This window comes from Pseudolabrys sp. Root1462 (assembly GCF_001426945.1).
Lineage (GTDB): Bacteria > Pseudomonadota > Alphaproteobacteria > Rhizobiales > Xanthobacteraceae > Pseudolabrys.
The window spans coordinates 1-12,932 of sequence record NZ_LMFS01000001.1 but is presented as its reverse complement, the minus strand read 5'-3'; the positions used below and the strand labels follow the sequence as shown (position 1 = coordinate 12,932).

Here is a 12,932-nt window from a genome sequence, read left to right as displayed (position 1 = left end):
TCCTTATTCGGCCCAAAGTCGAAACCTTGCGGACCGTCTCGTTATTCTTGAAAAGCGATTACTTGATCGGCGAAAACTTGACCGGCACGACGATCTTGTTTTCCTGGTGCGCGAAGGCGGCCAGCTCTTCGTTGCGGCGGATGAATTCGTGCCAGGCCGGATCTTTCGACATGTCGGCGCGGCGCTTGGCGCGATCGTTGAGATCGGTGAAGCCCCAGAGATGGACGACCTGATTGAGCGTGCCGATCTCGGTCTGGAAGAAGCCGATGAGGTTGCCGAGATATTTGGTCTGCACCGGCAGGCCGTACTCTTCGTACAGCGCCAGCCACTTGCCCATCATCAGGGGCTTAAACGTGTAGGTGCGGTGATCGATATACATCGTGTGCTAGCTCCGCTGGCCGGGTGGGAGGAAAACGCTGTTAAAGACCGCGGCCAGAATCGGCGCGGTCTTTGTGACGGGGCGGTTTTTAAAACCGTCCGCCGCGTGTTATCCTCCCGGACGACGCTGTTATTTGGTTGCTTTAGATTATCAACATATGGACATTTCGTCAGTAAGTGATAATCTAGTCGTGACCGATCCAGTCTGTCAATCGGCTTGATTTCGGAAAACGCGGGAGAACGATGTTGGGCCAGGACGCGAATACCAAGGGCACCGCCGCTCTCAGCAAGGGCATCAAGGTTTTGTCGGCGATCGCCGAAGCGCCGGGCAAGCTCACCGTGCGCGAATTGGCCGAGGTGACGGCGTTGCCACGGCCGACCGTGTACCGGCTGCTGTCGGCTCTGGTCGATGAAGGCCTGGTGCGGCCGTCGAAGAACGGGCACACCTACCAGCTCGGCAATACGTTGGTCACGATCGCGCACCGCGCGCTGGAGCAGACCGACATCCGCGATATCGCCCACGAACACCTTGTGGCGCTGCGCGATTTGACCGGCGAGACCGTGCATCTCGCCATCTTCCACAACAACATGATGCTCTATGTCGATAACCTCGACAGCCCCGAACGAGTACGTATGGCCTGTTCGCTCGGCGTTTCGGTGCCGCTGCACAGCACCGCCGTCGGCAAGATTTATCTGGCGCATCTTCCGGAAGCGGAACGCGACGCCATTCTTTCGCAGTTGGCGCTGACGCAGGTGACCGGCCATTCGATTACCTCAATCAATGCGCTGCGCTCGGAAATCGCCGATGCGCAGGCGCGCGGCTGGTCCACCGATGAAGCCGAAAACGAGCGCGACATTTATTGTTTCGGCGCGGCGGTGCTCAACCGCGACAGCCGGCCGGTTGCCGGCATCAGCATCAGCATTCCGCGCTTCCGTCTGCGCGCCAAGGTCGAGGCGACGTATGTGCAGCCCCTGCTCAACACCGCGGCCGCCGTGTCGCGCATTCTTGGCCATCGCCCGGCCGCCGGCGAGAGCCGCCCGGCCCGGCTTTCAACAGGACTTCAGCCGGCGATTTCATAAGGGCCGTTGACACGAGGCATCCGCTCGATCATTTTCACTTTGGACACATGTCCACATAGTGATAATTGATCCCGATGCCGCAGAGCGCATCCGGGCGGAGGATGCGCGATGCAAGACGTTTCGGCCACCAGCGGCAAAGCCAGCAATCGGAAGCGGACCGGCGGACAGATTCTGGTCGATCAGCTGGTGCTGCACGGCGCCGACACGGCGTTCTGCGTGCCGGGCGAGAGCTACCTCGAAGTGCTCGACGCTTTGTTCGATGCCCGCGACAGCATCCGCCTCATCAATGCCCGCCATGAAGCCGGCGCCGCCAACATGGCCGATGCCTACGGCAAACTGACCGGCAAGCCCGGCATCTGCATGGTGACGCGCGGCCCCGGCGCCTGCCACGCCGCCGTCGGCGTCCACACCGCCTTCCAGGATTCGACGCCGATGATCCTGCTGATCGGCCAGGTCGGCCGCGACATGATGGACCGCGAGGCGTTTCAGGAAATCGATTACCGGCAGATGTTCGCAGGCGTCGCCAAATGGGCGGCGCAGATCGACGTCACCGCGCGCATCCCGGAATACATCGCGCGCGCCTTTCAGGTCGCGACATCGGGACGTCCCGGCCCGGTCGTGCTCGCTTTGCCCGAAGATATGCTGACCGAAATCGCCGTCGTCGAGGACGCGAGACCCTATATCCCGGTGCACGCCGAACCCTCCGCCGGCAAAATCGAACAATTGCGCGAATTGCTCGCCCAGGCGCAGCGCCCGCTGCTGCTGGTCGGTGGGTCGGGTTGGACCGACCAGGGCTGCGACGACATCAAGCGTTTCGCCGAGGCCAACGGCCTGCCGGTCGCGACGTCTTTCCGCCGTCAGGACAGTTTCGACAATCATTCGCCGTGCTTTGCCGGCGATCTCGGCACGTCGGGACCCAAGGCGCTGATCCAGCGCTTCAAGGACGCCGATCTCGTGCTGGTCATCGGCGCCCGGCTCGGCGAACTGACGACGCAGGGCTACACCGTCATGAACGCACCGGCGCCGCGCCAGCGCCTCATCCACGTCCATCCCGATGCCGACGAGATCGGCCGCGTCTTTAATCCCGATCTTGCCATCGCGTCTGGCAGCAGCGCCTTCGCCGCGGCGCTTTCCGGCAAGAAGTGGTTTGATCCCGGCCGCTGGACAGATTGTCGTGAACACGCGCACCGCGATTACCTCGGGACAATCCAACCGCCGCGCTATGACGGACCGCTCGATCTTGAGCGCGCCATGGCCGCCTTGCGCGACCTGCTGCCCGAAGACGCCATCATCACGCTCGACGCCGGCAACCACACCGGCTGGCCGCAACGCTTTTTGCGCTACGCCCGGCCCGGCCGCCAGATCGGATCAACCAATGGATCAATGGGCTATTCGGTGCCGGCGGCCGTCGCCGCGTCGCTCATTTGTCCGGATCGGATTGTGGTCGGCTGCGTTGGTGATGGTGGGTTCATGATGAGTGGTCTCGAACTCGCCACCGCCGCGCAGCATGGCGGCAAGCCGATTATTCTGCTGTTCGACAACAGGATGTACGGCACCATCCGCATGCATCAGGAGCGCGAGCATCCCGAGCGGGTGATCGGCACCGATCTTGTCAATCCGGATTTCGTGGCGATGGCCAAGGCGATGGGCGCGCATGCCGAAATGGTGACCGAGACGAAGGACTTCACCGCCGCGTTCCAGCGCGCCAGCACATCGGGACGTCCCGCCTTGATCGTGTTGCAAACCGATCCCGAACTGATCTCAACCAGCCAGACCATCGCCGGCTTGCGCGCGGCGGCGAAGGCTAAATGACGAGAACATCTCCGACACATACCAACGGCCGGGAACCTGCCCTCGATGCCGACATCGCCATCATCGGCGGCGGCATTGTCGGGCTGGCGACGGCGCGCGAAATCCTGCGCCGCTTTCCGGAACTATCGGTCGTCGTGCTGGAAAAGGAAGATCGGCTCGCCGCGCATCAGACCGGACGCAACAGCGGTGTCATCCACGCCGGCGTATACTACGCGCCCAGCAGCCTGAAGGCGCAGTTCTGCCGCGACGGCGTCGCGGCCACCACGGAATTCTGCCGCGAGTACGGCATTGCCTTCGAGCAATGCGGAAAGCTTCTGGTCGCCACCGACGAAGACGAACGCGCCCGCATGGACGATCTGTACGAGCGCTGCCAGCAGAACGGCATCGCGGTCGAGCGGCTGGACGCAACGGAGCTGAAAAAGCGCGAGCCGCATATTAGCGGCGTCGGCGCGCTGCTGGTGCCGTCAACCGGCATCGTCGATTATGGCGAGGTCGCGCAGGCCATGGCCGGCGGCATCACAAAGGCCGGCGGCACGATTGCAACCGGCCGCGAGGTGACAGCAATCCGCGAGGACGGCAACGGCGTCACCATCGAAACCGCCACCGGCACGCTGCGCGTGCGCCATCTGGTCGCCTGCGGCGGGCTGATGGCCGACCGGCTGGCGCGCATGAGCGGCGTTGCGCTCGATTTTCGCATCGTGCCGTTTCGCGGCGAGTATTTCCGGCTGGCGCCGCGGCACGACCGCATCGTCCAGCATCTGATCTATCCCATTCCCGATCCGACGTTGCCGTTTCTCGGCGTGCATCTGACGCGCATGATCGGCGGCTATGTCACGGTCGGTCCCAACGCCGTGCTGGCTTTCGCGCGCGAAGGCTATCGCTTTGCTTCGGTCAATCTGCGCGATCTGGCCGAGACGTTGGCCTATCCGGGGTTCCGCAAGGTAATGACCAAAAATCTGCGCTCCGGCATGAACGAGATGATGAACTCGCTCAGCAAGACGCGCTATCTGGCGCTGTGCCGGAAATACTGCCCCGAGCTTGAAGCCGACGATCTGCTGCCGTACCGCGCCGGCGTGCGCGCGCAAGCGGTGCTGGCCGACGGCACGTTGGCGCATGACTTTCTCATCGAAGCCACGGCGCGCACGCTGCATGTCTGCAACGCGCCCTCGCCCGCCGCGACGTCGTCGATCCCGATCGCGCGCCACATCGTCGAGCGCGCGGTCACATTGTTCGACTTGCACGCCTGATCGCTAGAGCCTTTCCGTCTTTGCTAGAATCAAAGACGGGGCTCTAGATTCTTATTTTGTCGCGTTTTCTTCACGCGAACCGGTACCCACTTCGCTCGAAAACGCTCTAAGCGCGGATTACGGCTGCGCGGCGATGGCGCGCACGTCGATAGCGATGCTGGCATGGCCGGGAAACTCGACAAGACCACGGCTACCCGGTTCGACCGGGTGAACGCCGGTTGTCATGCCGGTCAGCACGATGTCGCCAACCGACAGATCGCGGCCGAGACGGGCGAGTTGATGCGCCAGGAAATCGAGCGCCGTGACCGGCCCGCCAGGCACGCTTGCCGCCGAACCTTCGCCCACAACCGCGTCGTCAATGGTCATGCGCGAGCGCAATGATTCAAGCGGCACGTCGCGCCAGTTGGCGAAGGCCGGACCTACAATCGCGCCAACATTGGTGCCGAGATCGGCGACCAATGCGGCGGGCCCCAGCGCGAGCACGCCGCGCACCGGGCTCGATGCAATCTCGACGCCGGCATGCAGCGAGGCAATCGCCGCTTCCAGCGTCGCGCGGTCGAAGGGCGCATCGGCGGCTTTCAATGCCGTGCCGATGACAATGGCGAATTCGGCTTCCAGCGCCGAGAACCCGCCATCGAAAACCCCGGCAACCAATGTCTCCTGCCCGCCGGCGGTGCGCTGGATGCGGTCGGCATAGATCGGCCCGGCAATGCGCTCGGCGCCGTAACGCGCGCGGAAATCCGGGGCGATCATGGCGACTTTCCAGCCGCCGATTTTGCGGCCCGGCTGCAACACCCGGCTTTGAACATCGTAGGCTTCGGCGAGATCGCGCGGCAGTTCACCCGGAAAAACGTCGGTTGCCTGTGCCAACCGCCGCGCCTGCATCAATGCGTAAGCCGTGTCGTTCATTGACGTCCCATTGCCCTCAAACCAGCGCCGCTTCTAGCGCAACCGATCCACGAATGAAAGCAATGACATCTGGCCACCGTCCCGTAGATTCTGATTGGCTCTATCGGGCCACTGCTCGAACAACTCGTCGAGCCGCTGACGGCCCAAAATTATGCTAGCGTTTATCGGCTTCGGGCCCGGTATACGGCTGTCCTTCACCATCAGGCCAAGCATAGAAGGCGAGACGCCGCCATAAGCGACGGCCTCCACGCGGCTCAATGCGCTGGTGACCACAACCGGGCACGCTGTCGAGCCTTTAGCATCCTAGACGGCATGCCACCGTAGATAATTTCGCACCCATGATACACCGAGGTGAAAATCATGCCTGCCCGGCACGATTAAAAGCCAGCACCGATCATCTGAAGCGTCTGCTTTATGTCGGAAGCAATCACTTTCTCTCACATAAAGCCCGGGTTGCGAGGCAGATACTGGGTCCAATCTCCAAAATCGCGCGTCGCCATCAACACCATCGGGATCGTAATACGCATCCCATGCTCCACAGCGAGGCTAAGCACCCTATCGCATGTGCCGGGAAGGAATGCCGACACCTGTGAAGAACCGCTTTCTGCGGCCAAAGCGAGTGCGGTCGTGAATGCAGCGCCAATGCCGTCATCTTGCGTAACTGCGAGGGGGCCAATATGACCGTCGGAATTAACGTAAACGTACCCAACATGGTCGTCTCCCGCGCAAAGCATGACGCCTCTCGTCGCACTGTCGTTGATCAGATACCTGTGATGCTTATCGCGTGATACCCCCAAAGCCCGAGCGTCAATCTGGGCAAGGCTGTGCAGGTGCGAAGCTGTTTCCTCAAGGGGTACGTAGCGGAATTGCGCGCCCTGCAAGCGGCTCATTAATAATTCACGCGCGACACTAAAATTGTAAATCGGAAACTGCGGGAATAGCCCGTGCCTAATATAAAGTCCTTGAGATATCGTATTGAAGGTGAAGGTGATCAGGGCCTTGCGGGAAGCTCCCGATTTCCGCGCGTGTTCCAATGTTCGCTTTAACAATTCAATGCCGATGCCACGGCCCTGATGACCAGGCGACACGAATAACTGTGCGAGAAACCATAAGTCATCACGGACCCAACTCCAAGCGAAGCCGAGGATTTCATCGGCGTCTTCCGCCACCCACAAGCCACCGGCGTCATCCTTCAAGGAAAACGATTGAAAATTGGGTGGACGCGAGACGGCCATTGGCCCAAAGCCGTGACGTTGGGTGAGGTCGTTGATACTGGCAACGACAATCGCGTCGGCGCGTTCCAAGTCTTGCGCGCGTGCGGGCCGATACACGAGTGACATTCGGCAACTCCGTACCAGGAACCTCTGGTGCCCATCAGGATAGAGCGTGGGGCAGCGACGTCAAATGACATCGCGGTGCATCATCGCATTTCCCGCTTAATTCGCTGACAGGAAAGCCGCGCAGCGAGGCCTGCTTTGGACCACTTGCTTACCTTATTTGTCGCCTGAAAGGCCGGGCATTGTCTTAAGGCAGTAACTTGAACCACACATGTGCTACTGTGTCGGCCGCTTTGTACTTTTTGATGGAGCAACCCGATGGTGACGACCGATAAGGTATTCGCATCTTCACATCCGCCGGGATGATGTCGCCGGAACGCACTCGGACGATATCGCCAGGCACCAGTTCCCTGGCGGGAATAACCTGCCAGCTCGAATCGCGCCGCACGCGGGCGCCGACCTGCAGGCGCTTCCGCAGCGTCTCGACGACGCCGGCGGCACGGCGCTCCTGTGCAAAACTCAATACGGCATTGACGACCAGGAGCGCACTCACCACCGCGAGATCCGAATATTTTCGGAGAAACAGCGATAAGACCATGATCAGTTCAAGCATCCAAGCCGACAGGCCCCAGAACTTGCCGAGAAACGCGAGAACCGGGTGCCCCTTTTGCAAGGCCACTTCGTTGTATCCGTCCGTCTTCCGACGGATTTCCACCTCAGTGCGCGTGAGTCCTAGCTCGGGGTCCACATAGAGCGCCGCGAGGGTGTCGGGAATGGACGCGGAAGCGATGTCAGGGGTCCTGCCGGAAATTGCCGCCGTCCACCGAAGTCTTGGTTCAGAATTCGTCGTAGCCGCCTGCAAAGTGTCCACCCCCAGAGGATTAGAAAAAGTATACAATGCCGGTGATTCGGCAGATTGCTTTCTTCCGGAATGGGAACAAACGATGGCACCTAGCCTGTTTTTAGTTGACGACAACGAAGATGTAAAAATTACCCTTGAGAACATTTTTCGACGCAAGAACTTTATCGTAAGGAGCTTCTCGAACGGAGCCGAATTTCTAACCGCATTAGAAAGCGACAGCCCAGACTGCATTCTGCTAGATTTACAGATGCCAAGCCTCTCCGGCATTCAATTATTGCACATATTATTCGAACGACAATGCCAAATCCCAGTTTTTATGATGTCTGGGGCAGGCAACATACCGAAGGCCGTAGAGTCAATTCGTTTGGGCGCGCTGGATTTCTTCGAAAAGCCATTTCGCGTGGCGGAAGTTGTAAACAGAATAAAAGAGGGCCTTCGCACATATAACGAAAAGTGCGCCCTGCTCGGTTATGACACGTCTAATGAATTGCCTGTTAGACAGGTTCTTACCGATAGAGAGCAGGAAGTGCTTACTTTGATATCTAAGGGCGCCTCGTCAAAAGAGGCAGGGCAACATTTGGGAATAAGTCCTCGCACCATCGAAGTGCACCGGTCGCGGATACTTGAGAAACTAAATGCAAGAAATTTTGTCGAGGTAAGCCGACGTATTTTTTCACGACGCATGAATTGACTTGCTCGCGACACATGATCGATAAGATCAACATCCTGGCAATTCGCAGGGTGTGGAATTAAGATTGGAACTCATAAAGGAGATTTGACGGCGCGGCGGCTTTACCGTTGACCGACGACCTGTAGCCGTCCACAGTCCAAAGATCGATATAAGCACACGCCGAGTAGCAGGCGCGCCAAATTAGCCAAGCTCCTGTTAAGAGGCAACGATGCGCTGCAGCCCTTCAGCATTCAAAATGGCAAGCGATCTATTTTCAATTCTGATAAGATCTTTGCGCTGAAAATCACCTAAAACCTTAGAGACATGTACAGCCGTTAGCCCGGTAGCATCGGCGATGTGGCTCTGACGCAAAGGAAACATCATCGTTTGTCCCGTCACCATGCCGCGATCGACGAGTTTTTTCATCAGAAACAGAATTAGCTGTGCGATACGCCCTTCTCCCCGCCGACGGCCAAGGGATACTATCAATTCATCTGCCTGAGCTCTCTCTTCAGCCCAAAGCTTTGTAATTATTTCAAACATATCGACTCGCTTAGAAAAACTATTTTTGACCTCGCTACATTTAAATTTACGCAGCGTTACATCTGTAATTGCCACCACATGTTTTCGAGACATATTCATCCACGGTGTCACGTCCGATACTACGTCACCGGAATGGAGGAACGATAGAATTTGCTTCCTTCCGTCTGGCAGAATTATCGCAGAAAATGCCCAACCAGAGCAGATTATCGACATATGTTCGCTGTATTCCTTAGGGTGCAAAATTATCCGTCGCGCAGGGATTCTTTGTTCGTATGAATTGAGATGAAGGTTCTCAAGGCGCTGAAAAGCCGTCGTACGAGGCCTATTGTTAGCCTCGCATATATTTAATTCATTGGCCGGACAAGTGGCGCAATAATACTTTGGTGGCGCTAGTGTGTCCTCGACATCAGACGGCATCCCGTCAATTATTTTCAATTGATGTCTGGAAGTGCCGGAGGAGTTAACGATCGATTTCTCCGATTCGATCGGAATGCGCTTGAGGTCGAATTCCATGCCGTTACGTACCTCCGAGACGATATGGTCCAAATATCGATTAGGACATAGCTCCGACTAACCGAGAAAAGGAGACTATGTTGCAGCCTATGATCGAGATGCGATCTAACGCTAATACGCGCATGTAACCTGATCCGACGTTTCGACGTTCAGATAGGCTAACGAGAATGTCTATATAAAATTGATTTGATGCTCCGACATCAGAGAAACCACGTACGTAGATCCACGTATTTCTCTTAGCGGTCGCGACCGATCTTTAAAGCAGGGGGTGCCCCGCTTTCTGGTCCTGTTTTATCTCCGTGGCTAAAGTTTATTTTAGCTTCTCCGGATTCCAAAAGGTCCCGCCTGATTTTCACAACGTGCTTTGTCTAGCGCAGCATGCGGACGATGTTCGCCCTTGCGTCTATTGTCTTTCACTCGGGACAGATTATGCTCGCGTTGCCCTTTCTTAGTCGCCACGATTACCGTTTCCAACAAATCGGCCTGTGTCGTCATAGACCTCAAATTCCAGCTTATTTCCTTGAGATAGCGATCGAGAGATTTTGCCCCCGCAAGAAACTCGACATTTTCTTCTCTCGATTTGTCATTGGACTTCATCGCCGCTATCCGGATGTTGGTGTTTAGGCATTTGGAAATGACGACCGGCCGCAGCAAAGAAATATCCGCTGCGGCCGGTCTGAATTAAATCCGAGGTTTAGAACTCTTTCCAGTCCTGGTCGGCATTGACGGCGGTGGCCAGCGCCGTCTGCATGCGACGGGCCGGTCCAGCACCGCCGGCGGCGCGCTGGGCAGGCTGGGCAGACTGCGACGGCGCTTGTTTCACGGCGACCGGTGCTTTGCGAGCCGCCGGACCGCGCGAGGGGGCGATCGGGGCCCGCGGCGCGAGGCTTTCGTTGCGCGACGGCGCGTTCATGCCGCGATCGTCGCCGACCGCGATCTGGAAGAAGGCAACCTGCTCGTCCATCGCCTTGGCCTGATGCTCCAGGGTCTTGGCGGTGGCGGCGTTTTCCTCGACCAGCGCTGAGTTCTGCTGGGTGACCTCGTCCATCTGGGTCAGCGCCTTATTGATCTGCTCGATGCCGGTTGCCTGCTCGATCGAGGCATTGGCGATGTCGGCAACGATGGTGGCCACACCCTTGATCGCTTCGACGATCTCGGTGAGCGAGGCACCGGCACGGCTGACCAGTTCGACGCCGTCCTTGACTTGACCGTTCGAGTTGGTGATCAGGTCCTTGATGTCTTTAGCCGCCTGCGACGAACGCTGCGCCAGGCTGCGGACTTCCGAGGCAACCACCGCGAAGCCACGACCGGCTTCACCGGCGCGCGCCGCTTCGACCGCCGCGTTCAACGCCAGCAAATTCGTCTGACGGGCGATTTCGTCGATGACGCCGATGATGTCGGAGATCTTGCGTGAGGAGTCCTCGATCTTCGCCATGGCTTCGACGGCCTTGGCGACGACCTGGCCGCCGCGAGCGGCAACGTCGCGGGTAGCGGTGGCCGACTGGCTGGCTTGCTGGGCGTTCTCGGCGTTCTTCTTCACGGTCGCGGACAGCTCTTCCATCGCGGCGGAAGTTTCTTCCAGGCTGGCGGCCTGCTCCTCGGTCCGCTGCGACAGGTCGGTTGTGCTTGTCGAGATTTCGGCCGAGGCGTTGGTGACCTCGCGGCCGGACGCCTTGATCTCGCCAATGGTCGAGGAGACCTTCTGCGCCATCAACTGGACCGCCTCGGCGATCTGCCCGACTTCGTCCTTACGGCCAATGCCGGGGACGGTGATGGCGAAATTGCCGGCGGCGACATCTTCCAACGGCTTGACTAGCGCCTTAAGCGGCTTGGCGATGGTGAAGGCGCCGAGGATAGCGGAGCCTATCATAATTAAGGCGGTCAGGAGGCCAAGCCCGAGAGCGAGACGATCGGCAAAAGTCTGCGCGGCTTCGGCTTGCGCCTGCTTCTCCTGGCGGACCTTGCCTGCCCCTTGGTCGGTTTCTTCCATCAGTTTTTCGGCTTCACTTGCGACCGCCAGCGAGGCCTTCGCTATTTCAAACTGCTTGTGGTCGAGTTCGGTAATATCGGCACTTGGCTGCTTAGCCTGTACGTCGAATATCTCGCTTTTAACAGTGGCGATCCCCTTCGCGAGCTTGGCGTATTGCTCCGACAAGGCGATAATTTTTTCCATGCGCGCGCGGTTTTCAGGGTTCGCGAACTTTGCGACGAGCGGGTCCGCAAATCCATGCGCCGCCTTGAGCCGCGCATCGGCACCGTTCAACGCAGCTTGGAGCTGTGTTTGGTCGCGGCTGAGGCGAATGTCCTTGACCGCCATTTGTAGTCCGCGCAACGACGCTTTGGTCGCCATAACACCACGACCAATTTCGCTCTGGACGTCGGCAGCATCGCCGGAGCTCTTGACCGATGCGCTGCCCATGATCTGGCCAGCGATCAGGCCGACGACGAAAAGAATGCCCAAGCCGGACATAATGGAAAGTTTGATTCCGATACTGATATTAGAGAGACGAAACATTGGATTGCCCCCAAAAAGTTCACGTGCTGTTTGTGTGACGGGATAAGGAATGTGGAATTTGCCGCAGGCAGACCGCCGGCGGGCATTCATGGTCAGTGGCTGGCGGCTCCAGCGTCCTGCACTGACAGAAGGTTGGGCAGATCGATCAGCGCGATCATGACACCGTCATGGGTGACGAGGCCGGAGAGGAAGTCAGTCGTTTCGCCATGTCCGGTGCGCGGCACCTTCTGGATGCCAGTGGCGTCGACAGAGACGATGTCGAGCACGCGGTCGCCAATCAAGCCAACCTGGCGACCGCCGATCTGCACAATGATCACGATGTGCAGCGGCGTCGTTTCGGTCAGGCCCTGGCCGAAGCGGCAGCGCAGATCGACGATTGGCACGATGGCGCCGCGCAGATTGAGTACGCCGCGGACATATTCAGGTTGTTTGGGAAGGTGGGTGATATCGGCCCAACCTTTGATCTCGCGCACCGCCATGATGTCGACGCCATATTGGTCGTCGCCGATGGCGAAGCTGATGAATTGGGTCTGGGCCGCCGTCCCCTGAACAGCGCCGGCGCCATTCCATTCATTTGGATTGGGCTGGCTGGCGGCGGAATCCGGCGAAGCAGCTATCTGGTTCATGATGTAGTGACTCGCCCCTGAAAGCCTCAAACGAGGCCGATTGACGCTTGGCACTTTTCCGGGGCGGTGAATCTACACAAAATGAATGCAGACACCCGGGTCAGCGGTGGAACCGAACACGCGCCAGTCCCACACGATGAACCTTAGATTAACTTTATTAGACAGACGTTACCTCAACACAGATAAGGAATAGCAAGGCTTAATATTAAAGTAGATTATGGATTTTTGAGTCAGCAGAACACATTCTACATTGTCGCCTCGATACGCCACTTGATAATGGCTTATCCAATCTGGTGGCATGCCCCGCACCCGGCTCGCCGTGAGCTCGCTCCGCCGATGGAACTGCTCGCTGGTATATTGGCTACCTCGGTCGGAGTGGCTAAGCGGTGTTTGAGGCTACTCCGTTGCCCGATTGCCATCACCAGAACATCGGTGACGCCCGCATCATCTCATCTCCGCAGCGTGATATCCTGCCGCTCCATTCAACCTCGCCCGATTGA

The 12,932-nt window shown here is 58.5% G+C and carries 12 protein-coding genes; 4 read left to right on the top strand and 8 right to left on the bottom strand.

All coding sequences use genetic code 11. The features are described 5' to 3' along the window. Positions 1-58: 58 nt before the first annotated feature. Complete coding sequence (locus ASD45_RS00055) at positions 59-379, bottom strand: NIPSNAP family protein (protein ID WP_056909613.1); 321 nt, start codon at positions 377-379, stop codon at positions 59-61. 242 nt (positions 380-621) lie between these two features. Here ASD45_RS00055 and ASD45_RS00050 point away from each other — a divergent pair, with 242 nt between their 5' ends. The 3 genes from ASD45_RS00050 (at position 622) to lhgO (ending at position 4,517) form a co-directional block, all read left to right on the top strand. Then, positions 622-1,458, top strand: coding sequence for an IclR family transcriptional regulator (locus ASD45_RS00050; RefSeq protein WP_056909612.1), 837 nt, complete (start codon positions 622-624; stop codon positions 1,456-1,458). 108 nt (positions 1,459-1,566) lie between these two features. Then, complete coding sequence (locus ASD45_RS00045) at positions 1,567-3,270, top strand: thiamine pyrophosphate-binding protein (protein ID WP_056909611.1); 1,704 nt, start codon at positions 1,567-1,569, stop codon at positions 3,268-3,270. Then, positions 3,267-4,517, top strand: coding sequence for an L-2-hydroxyglutarate oxidase (gene lhgO / locus ASD45_RS00040; protein WP_082540535.1), 1,251 nt, complete (start codon positions 3,267-3,269; stop codon positions 4,515-4,517). Before ASD45_RS00045 ends, lhgO begins: the two co-directional genes overlap by 4 nt. Positions 4,518-4,634: 117 nt before the next feature. Here the strand turns inward: lhgO and ASD45_RS00035 are convergent, their stop codons facing one another. The 3 genes from ASD45_RS00035 to ASD45_RS23835 all read right to left on the bottom strand — a co-directional run bounded on the left by ASD45_RS00035 (position 4,635) and on the right by ASD45_RS23835 (position 7,451). Beyond that, complete coding sequence (locus ASD45_RS00035) at positions 4,635-5,426, bottom strand: fumarylacetoacetate hydrolase family protein (protein ID WP_056909610.1); 792 nt, start codon at positions 5,424-5,426, stop codon at positions 4,635-4,637. Between the two features lie 437 nt (positions 5,427-5,863). Continuing rightward, positions 5,864-6,766, bottom strand: coding sequence for a GNAT family N-acetyltransferase (locus ASD45_RS00025; RefSeq protein WP_056909608.1), 903 nt, complete (start codon positions 6,764-6,766; stop codon positions 5,864-5,866). A 184-nt stretch (positions 6,767-6,950) separates the two neighbouring features. Beyond that, entirely contained in the window at positions 6,951-7,451 is a 501-nt protein-coding gene (locus ASD45_RS23835) for a cation-transporting P-type ATPase (protein ID WP_200949609.1), read from the bottom strand. 25 nt (positions 7,452-7,476) lie between these two features. Between ASD45_RS23835 and ASD45_RS22790 the strand changes: the two genes are divergently transcribed. Next, positions 7,477-8,256: a response regulator gene (locus ASD45_RS22790; protein ID WP_082540534.1), complete on the top strand. Its 780-nt coding sequence runs from the start codon at positions 7,477-7,479 to the stop codon at positions 8,254-8,256. 195 nt (positions 8,257-8,451) lie between these two features. Here the strand turns inward: ASD45_RS22790 and ASD45_RS22785 are convergent, their stop codons facing one another. From ASD45_RS22785 to ASD45_RS00005, 4 genes are all read right to left on the bottom strand, one after another. Then, on the bottom strand, positions 8,452-9,291 hold the full coding sequence (locus ASD45_RS22785; protein WP_082540533.1) for a Crp/Fnr family transcriptional regulator: 840 nt from the start codon (positions 9,289-9,291) through the stop codon (positions 8,452-8,454). Positions 9,292-9,606: 315 nt separating this feature from the next. Then, positions 9,607-9,888, bottom strand: coding sequence for a hypothetical protein (locus ASD45_RS23220; RefSeq protein WP_156380648.1), 282 nt, complete (start codon positions 9,886-9,888; stop codon positions 9,607-9,609). A gap of 97 nt (positions 9,889-9,985) precedes the next feature. Next, positions 9,986-11,896, bottom strand: coding sequence for a methyl-accepting chemotaxis protein (locus tag ASD45_RS00010; RefSeq protein WP_082540532.1), 1,911 nt, complete (start codon positions 11,894-11,896; stop codon positions 9,986-9,988). Between the two features lie 2 nt (positions 11,897-11,898). Further along, entirely contained in the window at positions 11,899-12,432 is a 534-nt protein-coding gene (locus ASD45_RS00005; RefSeq protein WP_082540531.1) for a chemotaxis protein CheW, read from the bottom strand. Positions 12,433-12,932 lie beyond the last annotated feature (500 nt).

What these genes read in the sequence shown, in the direction of transcription:
- ASD45_RS00055 (WP_056909613.1), bottom strand. Translation starts at nt 379, where the DNA reads ATGTATATCGATCACCGCACCTACACGTTTAAGCCCCTGATGATGGGC.
- ASD45_RS00050 (WP_056909612.1), top strand. Translation starts at nt 622, where the DNA reads ATGTTGGGCCAGGACGCGAATACCAAGGGCACCGCCGCTCTCAGCAAG.
- ASD45_RS00045 (WP_056909611.1), top strand. Translation starts at nt 1,567, where the DNA reads ATGCAAGACGTTTCGGCCACCAGCGGCAAAGCCAGCAATCGGAAGCGG.
- lhgO (WP_082540535.1), top strand. Translation starts at nt 3,267, where the DNA reads ATGACGAGAACATCTCCGACACATACCAACGGCCGGGAACCTGCCCTC.
- ASD45_RS00035 (WP_056909610.1), bottom strand. Translation starts at nt 5,426, where the DNA reads ATGAACGACACGGCTTACGCATTGATGCAGGCGCGGCGGTTGGCACAG.
- ASD45_RS00025 (WP_056909608.1), bottom strand. Translation starts at nt 6,766, where the DNA reads ATGTCACTCGTGTATCGGCCCGCACGCGCGCAAGACTTGGAACGCGCC.
- ASD45_RS22790 (WP_082540534.1), top strand. Translation starts at nt 7,477, where the DNA reads ATGGACGCGGAAGCGATGTCAGGGGTCCTGCCGGAAATTGCCGCCGTC.
- ASD45_RS22785 (WP_082540533.1), bottom strand. Translation starts at nt 9,291, where the DNA reads ATGGAATTCGACCTCAAGCGCATTCCGATCGAATCGGAGAAATCGATC.
- ASD45_RS23220 (WP_156380648.1), bottom strand. Translation starts at nt 9,888, where the DNA reads ATGAAGTCCAATGACAAATCGAGAGAAGAAAATGTCGAGTTTCTTGCG.
- ASD45_RS00010 (WP_082540532.1), bottom strand. Translation starts at nt 11,896, where the DNA reads ATGAATGCCCGCCGGCGGTCTGCCTGCGGCAAATTCCACATTCCTTAT.
- ASD45_RS00005 (WP_082540531.1), bottom strand. Translation starts at nt 12,432, where the DNA reads ATGAACCAGATAGCTGCTTCGCCGGATTCCGCCGCCAGCCAGCCCAAT.